Raw genomic sequence first — 14,551 nt, 5'->3', positions numbered from 1 at the left:
GAGCATGAAAGAACCCTTTTAACATTATTTTTGGTTTTTGTTTGCTTGAGCGTTTTGACGTTTAACGTGTTGTACGTCAGTCTCGCTAGCAAATTCCGTACCGTATTTGCCAGAAGATGCTTGAGCATTCTTTTGCTTCACGTGTTGTACATCTGTTCCTGAAGCTGTCTTGTTAGAGTGTTTGTTTTCCATTACTATCACCTCCACAAGAATTAATATATCCAAGTGGACAGACAGTATTCTTCGAAGTACCTGGTAAGAAAAAATTGAAAATTTCAGGAAGTATTGTGCATACAACTATGAGGCAACATGTACAAGAAAACATCGTCAATAGTTTGTTCGAATTTTTACCGATTATATATTATAATCCTTAGGCAGCATGCTCTTAAGATAATTCGTTGTGTAATTTTAGAATAGATGTACACCTTAAAATAGAGAGGTGTATAAAATCATGAAAAAGAATAGACTATTTTTAATACTGTTAGTTATCACTTGTTGGTCCAGCTTTTCATTTATGAAAGGCAAAGATTTTAAACGGTTTCTTCCAGCGTCCATTGCTATTTGTATGGTAACTAAATACCTTAATTCTTATGCTAAGAGAAAGAATTTTTGGTCTTTTAAACAAAGTGTACATCCGAAAATTCCTGGTGAAGATGTGTGGACATGGGGGCCCTTTTTTACTGTATCTATGTGGGTGCTTAAATCCACATACCGTAAATTGCCTCTGTATATAGCTGTAAACTTTATGATTCATACTACATTTACATTTGTAGTTGTACCTAAATTAAAAAAGGGCAGCATCTTTAAGCTTAAGAAAATTAATCCTTTTCAGTACGTAACCATTTTGACTGTTAGACAACTCCTGTTATATGGTTTTCAACATATGAGTGAGTTTATAATGTCGAAGAAACTAGAGGTAAAGCCGGATAATGGGGAGCATTCCTTTATTAGGTTATTGGATGAGTGATAAAAGTATCTGGCTACAAGACACGACAAACACCTTCTAAATAGCTGATTGTTTCTTCAGCTGTCTCTACTTGAAAGTAGAGACAGCTTTTTTAAACCTCTCATCTCTTTTTTCTCGGCTACGTATATGAAAGACGAAGAAGACATTGATTTTGTTCCCAAAGATGTTGAATTTTCAGGTGGAGAAGATTTAAGTGCAGTATTAGTCCACGGATATGCTAATGGTAAAGAGAAGAAAAAAGAGGTGTCTGTCACAGTAGATTACGGTGATGATTACCGAGTAACAGGGTACGGATACAATTAAAGAAAACCTATGCAGAGAACTCTGTACACCTTAATTGAAGACTTACATGCAAATAAACAAGTATACCTTAGATAGTATGTATAACAAAAACGAGATGCAAACGATTATGCATCCCGTCATGTGAAGAAGGAAAAATCAGCTTTTAATGCAGCATATGATCTTTAAGGAACACCTCATTTACGTAATTCCATTGCCTAATGAAACAGTAACTTGAAAAAGTATATTCTCTTTAACAAACACCTCATTTAAGCATTGAACTAAAAAAATATACAATGTGAACGAAATCGTTCTTGGTCTGGGACAAACACCTCATTTGTACAGTGATAAATGAATATTATTGTCTACCCATTATATATATTCTTACTACGTTCATGACTACCATCCCCTTATGAATCAAACATACATCGATTTACAATAAGGTTTTCTGAAATAGGCCTGCTGTAGACACCTCATCCCAAATGTAAGAAGCTTTGTAATGATTAGTTGTAATCAATAACTTGTTTTCCTTCTTCCCTAATTAGAATATCCCAATAGCCTCTTTATAATTCAGTAAAGTTAACAGGTGTTTTTTGGATTACATATATCCTTTATTTATAAGAAAGGTTAAATAGTGAATTATCATGAATAGCTATAATAAATGGAGATATATACATATTCAATATGCTCGAGCATTTATAAGCTATGCTACATATGCCTATCATAAGTCTTGGTAGGGGAAAGATGAATAGGTAGAACTTGTTGAAGGGGATATTTTTCTTGTTTGCTATCAATCCTACTATGTGTTACACTACAGATAACTTATTTTTGTTCGGTATATTGAGAAAAGAAAAAACCCTAAGTAGAAGTTTTTATCTTGAAATAGTATGTTTGGGCAAGATTAGTAATACATTTGTGGAGTATTCCACAGCAGGAGGCAACATTATGACACAAGGTACAGTAAAATGGTTTAATGCAGACAAAGGTTTCGGTTTCATCGAAGTTGAAGGCGGAGAAGATGTATTCGTTCATTTCAGTGCTATTCAAGGTGAAGGTTTCAAATCATTAGAAGAAGGTCAAAAAGTTACTTTTGATATCGAGCAAGGTCAACGCGGAGCACAAGCTGCTAACGTTCACAAAGCATAATTAAAAGTGATAAAAAAAGACTCCTATGAAGGGGTCTTTTTTTATGGTGTCATAATTAGCATACTATTGGTTCAATAGAAAACCCAGGCTTTAAAAAAGCCTGGGTTTTAGACAAGACGATCGGTACAAGGTTAACTAGTTATAACATACAATAGAAATAGAAAGCAAATAGGAACCAAGACTTCTTTATGGATAAATAGTGTTTAATCTTTTAGAAAGCATAGGTTTATATTATTTTTTATGCGGATTACGGGGGATTTTATCAATAAGCCGTTTTTTAGCTTCCATCTGACTTTTACACAAAGGACATTTCTGATGCCTATCGTAAGAGAAGTCTTTCCTCATCCAGCCTTTACACTCTTCTACTGTACATTCCCAAATTTCTGTTTCCTCTTGAATCGGAGGTTCTTGATTTCTTTTACTATAATGCATATTAATCACTACTCCTCTCCTTAGAAGTATACCTTATAAAGAGAACATACATACTTTATACCTTTTGATTAAAGCTTTACATACATTATATATTTTTTCATTGAGTTAAAATTATAAATATTTATTTCTGTATTTTTTGCTATGAATATCACTATTTTTAGATGATGCTCGGACACATCATGAATAGCTTACTCATTTATTAATTTAGCGTGACTTTTTATTTTAGAGATGAGGCATCCTGTGTGTTATTTACTAATCTGCTGAGTAGAAGGAACACTTTTCTTAATAACAGCTGTATAAATTATACCCATACCAACAACAATAATGCTGAGAATGATATAAATGTTTGTGTAGCCTGAAACGCCGTTATGATCATTTAATGATGTCCCCATTAGCGTAGTGGCTATAGAACTCCCCACAAAGTTTGTTAACATAAATAATCCCATGCCTACCCCTGTTTGGGCAGAAGGAAGAACTTGTGAAACAGTGTTTGCCAGTGACATTTGGCAAAAAGACTGTGCAATATAACCAAAGATGATTGCAACCATAATAAGGTAAGGAGAATGGCCAACGATAATAGATAAACTAATAAAACAGATAAAGTAAAAGGTTAACGCAATATAAGCTAGTACGACATTGCCTTTTTTATCAGCTAATTCTCCGCCTTTTTTTGCTAAAAGAGCTGTAATTGCGGCACCAGGAAACATAAATAAGCTACTTGTAAAGGCACTTAAATGGTTTATATCTGCAAGCAATAAAGGTGTCAGGTAAGGAAGCCCAAAGCCAATGCCTGAACTACACGCAAATAAAAGTAAAATAACAGAGTAACGTTTGTTTTTTAATAACTCTGCCTTAATAAATGGCTCTTGTGCCTTACTAATTCTCCAACTAAATAATCCTAGTAGTAGAATGCTGATGATAAAATAATATAGGTGCTGCATAGAAATGCCTAATAAAACAAACGTTACCATTCCAGCTAATAAAGTAGCGCCCAAGTAATCTAGTTTTGTAGCATTACCTTTCGTATCATCCAAATAAGTACGGAAAAAAGGAATAGCCACAACAGGTATAATAGATACTGCAAACAAATAGTGCCAATGTAAAGATGTCGTAATGACCCCAGCAATAATGGGTCCCACTGCTACTCCTAATGACAGTCCTGTTGATGTAATGCCGAGTGCTTTTCCTCTTACTTCAGGCGGAAAGTAACGAGAGGGGATTAGCATTGCAGAAGCTGGGAAAACAGATGCTCCAATAGCTTGCAGAACTCGTGCTGAAATAATAAAAGCAAAGTTTGTTGAAAAAAAGCCAATGACGGAACCAACTGCAAAAAAGAGAAGGCCGGCCGTTAATAAATTTTTCAGTTTGTATTGATCAGCCAATCGTCCATAAGCAACAGACCCAATCGCATAGATAATCATATAACTTGTAATAATCCAGGCTGCTTGAGAAGGCGTTAGCGACAATTCATGTGTAATAGAAGGCAAAGCCACATTAAACATGGTCGCACTCATCGACGAAAAGACCAGTGTGCATGCTAATACAATAATTAACTTCTGTTTTTTAGATTCGGAAATTAAATTGTACGTATTCATCATTTATAGATCTCTCCCTAATGTAGTAAAAAGAAATACTGTTTCCTCCATATCATCATTTCAGAAACAGTACTATATAGTGTTTATCTATCTTACTGGCGTACTTTATTGAATTTTCGTGCTTTCTTTTCATTTGATGACATCTCGAAAATTGGATAGTCATGAGCTCTCATGGCTTCTTCATATTGAGAAATTCCACTATATACGTCGGTTTGTTTCTTGTGAATAGCTATAATTTGTTCAGCTAAAATGCGCGCATCTCGCAGCGCTAAATTTGAACCAGCGCCAAAGCTTGGTGGCATTGCATGAATAGCATCACCAATTAACGTAACGCGACTTGTTTCCCAAGGTTCTATAGGTTCTATTGCGCGAACAGGCAGCACGGATACCGTTTGAGGATCAATACGCTCAACAAGACCTCGTAAAATAGGGTGCCAATCTTTTGTTAAATCAAGCATTAACTGGTGGTGTTCTTCTGGGTTTATACGACGAAGCTCTTCATCTGATACATTTAACTGTTCAGAGACATTCAGAGTAATCATGACATAATCCTCTACAGGTTCTATTGCAGATTCAGGTGCTAGTTCTTTAGCAGCTTCAGCTACTGGACGTCTTGGCTCATATGGACCAATGGCCATATACGTACCAATAGAATCCATTGCACTTGTAAATCCATCAAATAAGATCTCTGGTAACTGTTGTCTAATCTCTTTTGTAAGAGGGGATTTAGAATAAATCGCCCGAGCTTTTGTATCTACAGGTTGAACGTCTGGCATCAATTGATGACGAATTGCTGAATTGATACCGTCTGCGGCTACTAATAAATCACCTTTAGCAACTGTTCCATCAGCTAAAAACAGTGAAACTCCCTTTTCATCTTGCTCAAACCCTGTAACGACTGAATTAAAGTGAACGTGTTCTTCAATACCACTCAGTAGAATTTGACATAATGTTCGGCGGTTCACGGCTGTATGTGGAAATTCTTCATCGTTTGGAGCACCAATATGAGGGCGAACACCCACTTCATTCAATTGCTCATCAATTAATACAGCCATTTCACGACGTGGATTTTTTCTTGACGTTTGTACATATAGTTCGTATAGATTTTCTGGAAGAGCAGCACGAAGCGATTCGCCGCCGTCCATATTCATATGTAACCGATATCCATTTTTTGATACTTCATCTTCACGCTCATATATAGAAAAGCTAATTCCTGCTTTTTTTAAATGTTGTCCTAGGCTTAACCCTCCAATGCCTCCGCCTGCAATCAATACATGTAAATCTGACATTTATTATTCCTCCTAAAAAAAATATAAAGCAACACTATGTATGTTAAAATTCAAAGTGTTACTTTATATTTTACAATTCAGTTTGAAATCAACAACCATTAATCTTTCAGAAAATGTAGTTTAAGCAACACTTATATAGAGGGTGTTGTTTTAAATCTAAAAAATAATTCAAAAGTAGGAGGTCAATTGGAGATGAAAAAGGTTGATCGACGCATTCGGAAAACAAGAAAGGCCATTATTACCGCATATCTTTCCTTGTTAGAAGAAAAGAATATGCACGCTGTGTCTGTGAGTGATATTACAGAAAGAGCAGATATTAACCGTGCTACGTTTTATGCCCATTATGAGGATAAACAACAATTACAAGAACAAAGTATTAAAGAAATATTAGATGATTTAGAAGAAGCGATCGAAATTGACGAGTCGGGAGAGAGGTCAGCTGAATTTAGTTTAACGATGCTTCATGAAATTTTTCAGCGAATGTTTGAGAATATCTATATCCATAGAGAGTTTTATGCCGTTATGCTTGGGGAACATGGGCCCTCCATATTTGCAGAAAAACTCCAAAATATTATTCAAACATACACACAAAAAGGATTGGAAGTTGTTCATTTAGAAAACATTAATTTAATTGTGTCTCCAGATATTTATTTAAGTTATGTAACGTCTGCACAATTGGGCGTTATTCATTATTGGAGAAAGCATCAATTTAAACAGTCACCTGCTTTTATGGCGGAACAACTCCTTATGTTGTATAAGTTGGGGGGAGCAACAGTAGCTGAATATAAAGAATAAAGAATCAATAATAGCACGAGAACTGAGAACTTTAACTTTTCTTGTGCTTTACTAATTTCCAAAAGAGAAAAGGTATAGGAAAATAAGTTGTAGATTACTTAATAGTATCGTAGAAAATGAACCTAAACATGATCACGATTCGGTTAACTGGTGTTGTATATGGTATATATAGTGCTTCACTGGCTTAACCCAAAACTTTAGGACAATCAACTCCCATTGTTCTTAAACACTGTAATATTTTCCATTTTCGTACAGATTCATAATAACCTATACGTAATAACATATCACTTAAGGAACGAATATAGCTTACATCTGAACAGTCTATTTGAATACATGTTAAATCCTCATATGAAAAGGTACTTATCATTTCTAAAAATTGTTGATGGTATGTTTCTGCACATTCTAATTCACTTGTTACAGAAATTAATGGTTTTTTTTCAAAAGGAGAGTCAAATACTTTTAAGCTACACTTATTTTTAATAGCTAGATGATAATAATATTCTGATTCTAAGAAGTGTCGAACGATCTCCAAGCATGTCATAGCTTCTGTATCTGGCTTCCAATCCAATTTATTTTGAGGAATTGCTTCCCATATCTTTACGCTTCTTCTGCTACTTTAATTTTATTCTTAGATAAAATATCCACCGCTTTTTCTAAAAGTATAATCTCCTCTTTCGCAATTACTTTTAAACTGTCTGAATTAAGGTATACATACTCTTCTAGATTTGAGTTAATAACTTGGACACAAAAAAACTGTCTCAAATAAGACAGTCTAAAAACGAACCTCTATTAGAAAATAGGTAAATTATCTTCAGTCGATGATTGATAGCCATCACCTAAAATCCAAATTTGCTGATTATCTGGTGCAGAGTTCTTAGTGTACAAGACACTCTTTGGAGAAAGCACAGTGCTAGCTGTACCTGCTTTGATAATGTTAGAACTTGAACCTAAAGTTGGAGAGTATTGATAGTTTACAGTATCTGTATCGATTTCAAAATGTAAGTGTGCTCCTGTAGAATACTTTCCTGTGTTTCCGTAAATACCTAAAGACGTATCTTTTGTGACGCTTTGACCTTTTGCTACTTTTATTGATGCAAGGTGATTATAACGAATTACAATGTCTTTGGTCGCTTTTGTACTATGAATGTATGCTTGAGGATATTTTACTATAATCGTATTACCTAGAACCCCATCATATCCAGTGGCTAAAACTTTCCCTTTACCACTTGCCCAAACTGTACGATTACTTGTTGCTGAGACTAAATCCCAACCATAATGTTTGAAGCCAAACTTTTGTTGGTATTTAGTGTTGAGGTATCCGGCTGTAATTCGTGCATTATTAATTGGTTGAATTAACTTTTGCGAAGCCGCCTCTGCAAACGTTGGTAAAGCTATTCCCATAGAAAAAACAAATAATGTAACTAAACTAAGTATTTTTTTCATATTACCCTCCTTTTTTGTCTATATTATCATATAAATGTAATAAAAAATCCAAATTTACCAAAAAATAATATTTTACATTAAAGATACAATCTATATACAGCTATGTATTCATGTAGTGACCTTGGTTTAACTATGATTAAAGAAAATCAATAATCTGAAAGGAAGCTATATATTTTTTCTACAATTATATAATGTTTATTAATAATGCCTGTAGAACGATGTCCAACAATTGAAATATTCTTTATTATAGATTCGACGTTATTCATAGAAATAATATGGAAAACTTTAGAGTTTTCATTGAAAAAAGAACGTTTGTTCCTATATAATATAGAGAACTAATGTTCTTTTTTTGTAGGTTCTTTGAATCTAGTATGAGTAGCTATCAAACAGAGTCATTATATGTACCGACATGAAGGCATTCCTTGCTTTGTTTTGTTTTGTTTCTCTATATTAAATGTAAATGTTGAAGAAGAGGAGAAAATGAGATTGTTGGAGGATATTATAATCAGCGCGAAAGAAGCCTATGCGCTTGCCAAAACGATTAATTAAATTTGGCTTTCTCTTTAAGAACATCCAATTATACTATCATCTTAAAGGGAAAAGATAACCAAGATAAAAATTATATAAAATTAGTTTCTAAGGAGAAATAACATTGAACTCTACACTCAATAATTCAGAAGATATAAAAAGGGAAGAAGGACAAAAGCAGCTGCTTGAAAAAAGTCTTCAAGCTCATAGAAATAGAAAATGGGTAATCAACTTTACTTGTACTATATCCTTTCTTTTAGCAGTATTATGTTTTTGCTTTCAAGTGCCAGACGCTATAATTATTGCTATTATCTTACTGTTCATATGTGTAACTTTCCAAACCGCACATAAAATGTTAGATAGAAAAATAGAGCTGCGCTTGAAACGTATAAAGCAGGATCATAGAAAGACCATATTCAAGATAAAATAAATCCTAACTTCCTGCTTGAAATGTTTATAATTTTAATAACTATCAAGTCAATTGAAGAAGGGCATTTCCTACATTTGAAGAATAGTAACACCATTAAATGAATTGAAGGTTGACTATATCATTGCGAGAGCGACAGGTTAAAAAATTAAAGAGGAGTGTTCCTTGATGACAAATAGCAAAATGAATCCTAAGGTTGATGAATTTTTAACTAAAGCTAAAAAGTGGAAAGAAGAATATGAGACGTTGAGAAAGATTGTTCTTGACTGTGAGTTGACCGAAGATTTTAAGTGGATGAATCCTTGTTATACGTTTGAGAAAAAAAACATTGTTTTAATACATGGTTTTAAAGAATACTGTGCGTTGCTGTTTCCTAAAGGTTCTCTGTTACAAGATTCTCATGGTATTCTAATTCAACAAACGGAGAATGTACAAGGGGCGCGACAAATTCGGTTTACCAATGTGCAAGAAATAGTTGAAAAGGAAGCTATCTTAAAGGCTTATATCTATGAGGCTATTGAGGTGGAAAAAGCGGGATTGAAAGTCAAAGTTAAAAAGCCTGAAGAACTCATTATTCCTGAAGAGCTACAGCATAAATTTGATGAAATACCTGCTTTAAAAGATGCTTTTACTACATTGACTCCAGGACGGCAAAGAGCATATATTCTTCATTTTTCTGCGGCCAAACAATCTAAGACTCGAGCATCAAGAGTTGAAAAATGCATTCCAGACATTCTTAATGGAAAAGGATTAAATGATTAGTACATTTTATTTAAAACATGGCTAATATAAATTGTTAATGTATTTGAGTTAAAAATGAAATAAGGCTAAGTGAACTGACTGATGTTCGCTTTGTGTAAAAGTAGAGTAGATTAAAAAAAATTTTACTTTAGGAGAAGATGCTATGGAAGTTTTTGCAGAATATTTAGCGCGTATAGATAGCCCTGACCACCGTGACCGAACAGAGGAGATTTTGGCTCTGGTTGCTAATACTTTCCCGAATTTGGAACCACAAATTAAATGGAATACGCCAATGTTTACTGATCATGGAACATTTATCATCGGTTTTTCCTCAGCGAAACATCATTTGAGCGTTTCACCTGAAGAAACAGGCATTGCGCACTTTAAGCATGACATCGCCCAGGCTGGATACAGCGCTACCAAAGGCTTGTTTCGCATTCTATGGACTGAGCGGGTAAACTATGAATTACTAAAAAAAATAGTCGAGTTTAATATTTTAGATAAGGAAGACTGTTCAACTTTTTGGCGGAAATAAAGAGCAGATTATGAACGGAGAAGAAGGAGGGTACAGAAAGATGGATTTTGAAATGGTTATGAAAGAACTTGAAGCGCTTGGCACAGAACGAATTAAAAAGACTTACATAAACAATGGTGCACACGATCCACTTTTTGGAGTGGCAACAGGAAAAATGAAGCCGATTGCAAAGAAAATCAAGAAAAATCAGGCTTTAGCCGAGCAGCTTTATGCGTCTGGAAATTACGATGCTATGTATTTTGCTGGTATCATTGCAGACCCAACAGAGATGACTGCGGAGGATTTTGAGCGTTGGATCGATAAAGCGTATTTTTACATGCTATCTGATTATGTAGTTGCGGTAACTTTGTCAGAAACCGATTTTGCGCAAGTTGTTGCTGATAGATGGGTGGCAAGCGGTGAAGAATTGAAAATGTCAGCAGGTTGGAGTTGTTACTGCTGGCTTTTGGGTAATCGTCCTGACGATGAATTTAGCACAAGCAAGGTTGCCGATATGCTTAATCAAGTGAAAAATACGATTCACGATTCTCCAGATCGAACGAAATCGGCTATGAATAATTTTATCTATACAGTCGGTGTTTCATATTTGCCACTTCATGAAAAGGCCCTTGAAACTGCAAAGACAGTAGGTCCAGTCGAAGTTAAGAAGGATAAGAAAAAAAGTAGTATTCTTCTTGCTTCCGAAAACATTCAAAAGGATATAGATAGAGGACGGATTGGTTTCAAACGTAAACATGTAAGGTGTTAGCATAATTTGTAATGGAACTACGCTATCTGAAGCGAGACTAATAATTAGCTTACTATACGCATGATGTTTTGTTCCTTCATAAACCATCCATCCATTGAAGAAGTGGCAGGGGATAAAAGCTAAAAAAATTCTTGAGAAAAGGAGAGATTAAAAATGAAAACCCAAAAAGGAAATCTAAGAATCTGTCATAAAGGACACAAATATTATAAAAGCAGTAGCTGTCCGACCTGCCCAACCTGCGAGCAAGAAAACAAACCTGACAATGGATTTCTTTCAGTGCTATCAGCACCAGCAAGACGAGCATTGGAAAACAACGGGATAACTTCTTTGCAGCAGCTATCAACATTTAGTGAAAAAGAGATATTACAATTTCATGGTATGGGTCCGGCTTCTTTACCTAAACTTAAAGCAGCTTTGCAGGCCAATGGGTTAGCCTTTAAAAATTAAATATTAAGGATAGTTAAAACAAGAAATAGATTGGGATAAAGTGTACGAATACCCTGAATTTCTGGATGTGCAAGGATGTTAATAGATAAATAGTGGGAAAAAGAAGGGCTGGAGATTTAGATAATGAATAACAAACTAGATAAAGCATTAGCGTTACGAAAGAATGGAAATCACAAAGAATCTAACGAATTGCTAAGTGAATTAGTCAAGGAATGTCCAGACGACGCTTTATATAACTATCAATGTGCTTGGAGCTTCGACCTATTAGGGGAAGAAGAAAAGGCAGTACCCTTTTACGAAAATGCCATAAAGATAGGATTACCTTCTAAGGATATGGAAGGGGCAGTATTGGGATTGGGCAGCACGTATAGAGCCTTGGGGGAATATGAAAAATCAAAAGATATATTTTTAAAAGGAATAGAATTATTCCCAGATAATCATGTAATTAAAGTGTTTTATTCCATGACCTTGTACAATTTAAAAGAGCATAGCAAAGCGATGGAACTGATACTGAAGTGCTTACTAAATACGACAAGTGACAATGAAATACTAAGTTATAAAAAAGCCTTAAATTTCTATTCAGATAAACTGGATCAGACTTGGAAGTAGCTTGTAAAATTCACTGAATATAAGTTCTTTTCCTGAAACGAGGAGAGGACTTTTTTGTAACAATATTGGCAGGCTTCCTTTGATAAAATGACTTTTAAAATGATAGACTGTGAAGAAATACATTTAAACTATAGGAGGCTTTGTTGAACAAGAAAGCCCTTACATATTATATATGTCTAATATGTAAGGAGCCCTATACGAATTACATTTGAAATAGGAGATTCCTGCTTTGGATCTTGCGCTTCTTTCTTTGTTGAAGCACTTATGTTTGTACCACTCTATCCTTACTAAACTCTTCTTCAATTAGCTTATCCATGAGAAAATGATAAAAAACGTGATAATTCGTTTTAGTTAGTTTGTCCAGTTCCTGGTGAGTGATGATATTATGTTGGATGAGTAAACCTATAGCAGCTGATATACAATTTACTTTTAAATCTTCTTCCCCTAACATATAAATCACCTTCCCTTATTTACTAAGTAACCCATTCTATATAATAGGCATACTTAAGACACGGACTGATATAAGCTTTTTCTCAAATTATGGATCTCGTGCTGATAGAAAATGATCATAAAATATTCTCAACACTTTTTGATGCATACTGTTATCTTTATATACTTTGCTTTTTTTTCCTGCAAAAAAAACAAAATGATTTCAAATTTCCCTTATTATGGAATGTTTCGTTTGTTTTTGATAGTTAGGAAAGCTTCTGAACGCTCAGTATGTATCTCAATGTCAACACCAAGAGCTTATGAACGCCGTCCAAGGAAAGTGAATAATGGACTTTATTTTAATTGGTTCTTATTATTTATCTTATGTAAATGCGGTTTTCCTGTAAGTGAAAAAGGCAACTTTAACTATGTCATAAACTACCCTGTAGGTAATTATTAAATTATATAGGGGAATTTACAGCTCAATAAAACACTGTTATTACAAGTTAGTGAGGTAGAAGTATGAAAGAAACCAATAGTAAGAATTTAAAATCAGAAATTATAAAAAAGCACGAGGTATTATTTGCAAAGAGATTGGAACTTGAGAGTGAAGCAAGCCGTTTGATGTTAGAAATTAATTTATTGGATGCACAGAATACTCTTGATAAAGTAAGTCAGTTAAACCAACAGATAGATGATATAACCTCTGAAATGGATTATTTGAAACAAGCTCTTGAAGCCATTAATTGAGCCATATATCAGAGTGTAACTAATTCTATAAGTATAAGCACGAGCAAATTTTAAAAAAGTGATCAACATGGAAGAGAAAGAAGGTATTTCTATGAAATCTATCTTATTAATTGGACAATCAAATATGGCAGGCAGAGGATTTATTGAGGATGTACCGCCGATTTATAATGAGCATATACATATGTTACGAAACGGTAGGTGGCAAACGATGGCAGAACCACTTAATTTTGATCGTCACATATCTGGTGTTGGGCCGGCAGCCTCTTTTGCTCAAGCTTGGACAGAGGATCATCTGGGCGAGTCCATTGGGCTAATACCATGTGCCGAGGGAGGAAGCTCAATTGATGAGTGGACAAGTGACGGACTATTAACAAGACACGCGATTTCTGAAGCGAAATTCGCAATGGAAACAAGTGAGTTAGTGGGAATTCTTTGGCATCAAGGAGAAAGCGACAGTTACGGAGAACGTTATAAGACGTATGAAGATAAATTGCTTTCATTATTTAAACACTTGAGAGAAGAATTGAATGCACCAGATATCCCTATTATTATCGGTGAGTTGGGACATTACCTTGGAGAAGTCGGATTTGGAAAAAGCGCCGTAGAATATAAACAAATAAATCAGTTATTATCTAAAGTTGCCCATGCTGAAAAAAATTGTTATTTTGTAACATCAAAAGGCTTAACAGCAAATCCAGATGGCATTCATATTGATGCCGTTTCCCAAAGAAAGTTTGGATTAAGATACTATGAGGCTTTTTCAAAACAAAAGCATGTGTTAGATGTTTTAGACGTTGAGCATGAATGGATTGAAAAGGAAGCAAAGCGTGAACTAACTAAAAATGAACGTATATTTGTTGAAAGTATGAAGTTTGCCTTGGGACAGTTAAGTTTTGAGGAGTTTTCTATTAATGTCTCTACTATTAATGAAAGTAAGTAAAGCAGAATTAAAAGGTTGGAGGCAGATTACAGCATGAATCCAACAGAAAGCTTGCAGTATTGCTGAAGAAGGAGAAAAGCAATGAAAAAAGCTCTCATTTTTTGTTCAGTTCTTATACTCCTAGTCGTAGGCGCAGGAATGTACATGAACCATTCTAAAGAAAAACAAATGGAGCAAAAACAAAATGATCAAATGTTCCATAAGGCAGAGCAGGCAGCCATTACATACTTTAAAGAAAAAAGACATAAAGACTTAGTGGTGGAAAAAGCAGATTTTGCGGACCGTGGTTTTGAGTATATAGAGGTAACGGGAAAGGTGAAAGAAGGCGAATCGAAGCAATACGTAGTAAACGTCAGCTATAATGATAACTACCGCGTTACTTCTATTGTTGATATGAATTAAAAACAGATAGAAAAGCTAAAAAAGCACTCACCACAAGTGAGTGCTTTTT

At 34.6% G+C, this 14,551-nt stretch carries 20 protein-coding genes; 13 read left to right on the top strand and 7 right to left on the bottom strand.

Annotation, left to right across the window (positions count from 1 at the left end):
- Positions 1 to 24: 24 nt before the first annotated feature.
- On the bottom strand, positions 25 to 192 hold the full coding sequence (locus LJY09_RS17965; RefSeq protein WP_098112501.1) for a gamma-type small acid-soluble spore protein: 168 nt from the start codon (positions 190 to 192) through the stop codon (positions 25 to 27).
- A gap of 259 nt (positions 193 to 451) precedes the next feature.
- On the opposite strand from LJY09_RS17965, the gene LJY09_RS17960 reads away from it, so the two are divergent.
- The 3 genes from LJY09_RS17960 (at position 452) to LJY09_RS17950 (ending at position 2,392) form a co-directional block, all read left to right on the top strand.
- Positions 452 to 967: a hypothetical protein gene (locus tag LJY09_RS17960; RefSeq protein WP_108674835.1), complete on the top strand. Its 516-nt coding sequence runs from the start codon at positions 452 to 454 to the stop codon at positions 965 to 967.
- Between the two features lie 126 nt (positions 968 to 1,093).
- Entirely contained in the window at positions 1,094 to 1,270 is a 177-nt protein-coding gene (locus tag LJY09_RS17955; protein ID WP_165573594.1) for a hypothetical protein, read from the top strand.
- Positions 1,271 to 2,191: 921 nt separating this feature from the next.
- Positions 2,192 to 2,392, top strand: coding sequence for a cold-shock protein (locus tag LJY09_RS17950; RefSeq protein WP_033580115.1), 201 nt, complete (start codon positions 2,192 to 2,194; stop codon positions 2,390 to 2,392).
- A gap of 231 nt (positions 2,393 to 2,623) precedes the next feature.
- Here LJY09_RS17950 and LJY09_RS17945 read toward each other — a convergent pair whose 3' ends face one another.
- From LJY09_RS17945 to LJY09_RS17935, 3 genes are all read right to left on the bottom strand, one after another.
- Positions 2,624 to 2,824: a cold-inducible protein YdjO-related protein gene (locus LJY09_RS17945; protein WP_155010758.1), complete on the bottom strand. Its 201-nt coding sequence runs from the start codon at positions 2,822 to 2,824 to the stop codon at positions 2,624 to 2,626.
- Between the two features lie 245 nt (positions 2,825 to 3,069).
- Complete coding sequence (locus LJY09_RS17940; RefSeq protein ID WP_228307368.1) at positions 3,070 to 4,422, bottom strand: MFS transporter; 1,353 nt, start codon at positions 4,420 to 4,422, stop codon at positions 3,070 to 3,072.
- An 89-nt stretch (positions 4,423 to 4,511) separates the two neighbouring features.
- On the bottom strand, positions 4,512 to 5,708 hold the full coding sequence (locus LJY09_RS17935; protein WP_154973974.1) for an FAD-dependent oxidoreductase: 1,197 nt from the start codon (positions 5,706 to 5,708) through the stop codon (positions 4,512 to 4,514).
- A gap of 192 nt (positions 5,709 to 5,900) precedes the next feature.
- On the opposite strand from LJY09_RS17935, the gene LJY09_RS17930 reads away from it, so the two are divergent.
- The gene (locus LJY09_RS17930; RefSeq protein ID WP_154973973.1) at positions 5,901 to 6,503 is read left to right on the top strand and encodes a TetR/AcrR family transcriptional regulator; all 603 of its coding nucleotides are present in this window, start codon (positions 5,901 to 5,903) and stop codon (positions 6,501 to 6,503) included.
- Positions 6,504 to 6,687: 184 nt separating this feature from the next.
- Here LJY09_RS17930 and LJY09_RS17925 read toward each other — a convergent pair whose 3' ends face one another.
- Together LJY09_RS17925 and LJY09_RS17920 are read right to left on the bottom strand one after the other, a co-directional pair.
- Positions 6,688 to 7,098: a DinB family protein gene (locus LJY09_RS17925; protein WP_228307788.1), complete on the bottom strand. Its 411-nt coding sequence runs from the start codon at positions 7,096 to 7,098 to the stop codon at positions 6,688 to 6,690.
- Positions 7,099 to 7,292: 194 nt separating this feature from the next.
- The gene (locus tag LJY09_RS17920) at positions 7,293 to 7,946 is read right to left on the bottom strand and encodes a M23 family metallopeptidase (RefSeq protein ID WP_014458934.1); all 654 of its coding nucleotides are present in this window, start codon (positions 7,944 to 7,946) and stop codon (positions 7,293 to 7,295) included.
- Between the two features lie 652 nt (positions 7,947 to 8,598).
- Between LJY09_RS17920 and LJY09_RS17915 the strand changes: the two genes are divergently transcribed.
- From LJY09_RS17915 to LJY09_RS17890, 6 genes are all read left to right on the top strand, one after another.
- Positions 8,599 to 8,904, top strand: coding sequence for a hypothetical protein (locus tag LJY09_RS17915; protein ID WP_098113272.1), 306 nt, complete (start codon positions 8,599 to 8,601; stop codon positions 8,902 to 8,904).
- A gap of 165 nt (positions 8,905 to 9,069) precedes the next feature.
- Complete coding sequence (locus tag LJY09_RS17910; RefSeq protein WP_098113271.1) at positions 9,070 to 9,663, top strand: YdeI/OmpD-associated family protein; 594 nt, start codon at positions 9,070 to 9,072, stop codon at positions 9,661 to 9,663.
- 142 nt (positions 9,664 to 9,805) lie between these two features.
- Complete coding sequence (locus tag LJY09_RS17905; protein ID WP_098113270.1) at positions 9,806 to 10,177, top strand: iron chaperone; 372 nt, start codon at positions 9,806 to 9,808, stop codon at positions 10,175 to 10,177.
- Between the two features lie 40 nt (positions 10,178 to 10,217).
- Complete coding sequence (locus LJY09_RS17900) at positions 10,218 to 10,925, top strand: DNA alkylation repair protein (RefSeq protein ID WP_154990023.1); 708 nt, start codon at positions 10,218 to 10,220, stop codon at positions 10,923 to 10,925.
- A gap of 153 nt (positions 10,926 to 11,078) precedes the next feature.
- Complete coding sequence (locus LJY09_RS17895) at positions 11,079 to 11,372, top strand: RNA polymerase alpha subunit C-terminal domain-containing protein (protein ID WP_228307367.1); 294 nt, start codon at positions 11,079 to 11,081, stop codon at positions 11,370 to 11,372.
- 123 nt (positions 11,373 to 11,495) lie between these two features.
- Positions 11,496 to 11,981: a tetratricopeptide repeat protein gene (locus LJY09_RS17890; RefSeq protein WP_098113267.1), complete on the top strand. Its 486-nt coding sequence runs from the start codon at positions 11,496 to 11,498 to the stop codon at positions 11,979 to 11,981.
- A 262-nt stretch (positions 11,982 to 12,243) separates the two neighbouring features.
- Here the strand turns inward: LJY09_RS17890 and LJY09_RS17885 are convergent, their stop codons facing one another.
- Complete coding sequence (locus tag LJY09_RS17885; protein ID WP_014458940.1) at positions 12,244 to 12,432, bottom strand: hypothetical protein; 189 nt, start codon at positions 12,430 to 12,432, stop codon at positions 12,244 to 12,246.
- 500 nt (positions 12,433 to 12,932) lie between these two features.
- Here LJY09_RS17885 and LJY09_RS17880 point away from each other — a divergent pair, with 500 nt between their 5' ends.
- The 3 genes from LJY09_RS17880 to LJY09_RS17870 all read left to right on the top strand — a co-directional run bounded on the left by LJY09_RS17880 (position 12,933) and on the right by LJY09_RS17870 (position 14,502).
- Positions 12,933 to 13,160 (top strand): hypothetical protein, encoded by a 228-nt coding sequence (locus tag LJY09_RS17880; protein ID WP_016765065.1) that lies wholly within the window; start codon positions 12,933 to 12,935, stop codon positions 13,158 to 13,160.
- Between the two features lie 91 nt (positions 13,161 to 13,251).
- Positions 13,252 to 14,100 carry a sialate O-acetylesterase gene (locus tag LJY09_RS17875; RefSeq protein ID WP_228307787.1) on the top strand — a complete coding sequence of 283 codons (849 nt, stop codon included), beginning with the start codon at positions 13,252 to 13,254 and terminating at the stop codon, positions 14,098 to 14,100.
- Between the two features lie 81 nt (positions 14,101 to 14,181).
- A complete protein-coding gene (locus tag LJY09_RS17870; protein WP_155010755.1) occupies positions 14,182 to 14,502 on the top strand; it encodes a hypothetical protein in 321 nt (106 codons plus the stop codon).
- Positions 14,503 to 14,551 lie beyond the last annotated feature (49 nt).

The organism is Priestia sp. J2 (genome assembly GCF_020790095.1).
Lineage (GTDB): Bacteria > Bacillota > Bacilli > Bacillales > Bacillaceae_H > Priestia > Priestia zanthoxyli.
Note: the sequence above shows the minus strand (reverse complement) of the source record. Positions and strands in the feature narration are given on the sequence as shown.

What these genes read in the sequence shown, in the direction of transcription:
- LJY09_RS17955 (WP_165573594.1), top strand. Translation starts at nt 1,094, where the DNA reads ATGAAAGACGAAGAAGACATTGATTTTGTTCCCAAAGATGTTGAATTT.
- LJY09_RS17940 (WP_228307368.1), bottom strand. Translation starts at nt 4,422, where the DNA reads ATGATGAATACGTACAATTTAATTTCCGAATCTAAAAAACAGAAGTTA.
- LJY09_RS17880 (WP_016765065.1), top strand. Translation starts at nt 12,933, where the DNA reads ATGAAAGAAACCAATAGTAAGAATTTAAAATCAGAAATTATAAAAAAG.
- LJY09_RS17935 (WP_154973974.1), bottom strand. Translation starts at nt 5,708, where the DNA reads ATGTCAGATTTACATGTATTGATTGCAGGCGGAGGCATTGGAGGGTTA.
- LJY09_RS17930 (WP_154973973.1), top strand. Translation starts at nt 5,901, where the DNA reads ATGAAAAAGGTTGATCGACGCATTCGGAAAACAAGAAAGGCCATTATT.
- LJY09_RS17885 (WP_014458940.1), bottom strand. Translation starts at nt 12,432, where the DNA reads ATGTTAGGGGAAGAAGATTTAAAAGTAAATTGTATATCAGCTGCTATA.
- LJY09_RS17965 (WP_098112501.1), bottom strand. Translation starts at nt 192, where the DNA reads ATGGAAAACAAACACTCTAACAAGACAGCTTCAGGAACAGATGTACAA.
- LJY09_RS17895 (WP_228307367.1), top strand. Translation starts at nt 11,079, where the DNA reads ATGAAAACCCAAAAAGGAAATCTAAGAATCTGTCATAAAGGACACAAA.
- LJY09_RS17910 (WP_098113271.1), top strand. Translation starts at nt 9,070, where the DNA reads ATGACAAATAGCAAAATGAATCCTAAGGTTGATGAATTTTTAACTAAA.
- LJY09_RS17945 (WP_155010758.1), bottom strand. Translation starts at nt 2,824, where the DNA reads ATGCATTATAGTAAAAGAAATCAAGAACCTCCGATTCAAGAGGAAACA.
- LJY09_RS17890 (WP_098113267.1), top strand. Translation starts at nt 11,496, where the DNA reads ATGAATAACAAACTAGATAAAGCATTAGCGTTACGAAAGAATGGAAAT.
- LJY09_RS17950 (WP_033580115.1), top strand. Translation starts at nt 2,192, where the DNA reads ATGACACAAGGTACAGTAAAATGGTTTAATGCAGACAAAGGTTTCGGT.
- LJY09_RS17870 (WP_155010755.1), top strand. Translation starts at nt 14,182, where the DNA reads ATGAAAAAAGCTCTCATTTTTTGTTCAGTTCTTATACTCCTAGTCGTA.
- LJY09_RS17875 (WP_228307787.1), top strand. Translation starts at nt 13,252, where the DNA reads ATGAAATCTATCTTATTAATTGGACAATCAAATATGGCAGGCAGAGGA.
- LJY09_RS17920 (WP_014458934.1), bottom strand. Translation starts at nt 7,946, where the DNA reads ATGAAAAAAATACTTAGTTTAGTTACATTATTTGTTTTTTCTATGGGA.
- LJY09_RS17960 (WP_108674835.1), top strand. Translation starts at nt 452, where the DNA reads ATGAAAAAGAATAGACTATTTTTAATACTGTTAGTTATCACTTGTTGG.
- LJY09_RS17900 (WP_154990023.1), top strand. Translation starts at nt 10,218, where the DNA reads ATGGATTTTGAAATGGTTATGAAAGAACTTGAAGCGCTTGGCACAGAA.
- LJY09_RS17905 (WP_098113270.1), top strand. Translation starts at nt 9,806, where the DNA reads ATGGAAGTTTTTGCAGAATATTTAGCGCGTATAGATAGCCCTGACCAC.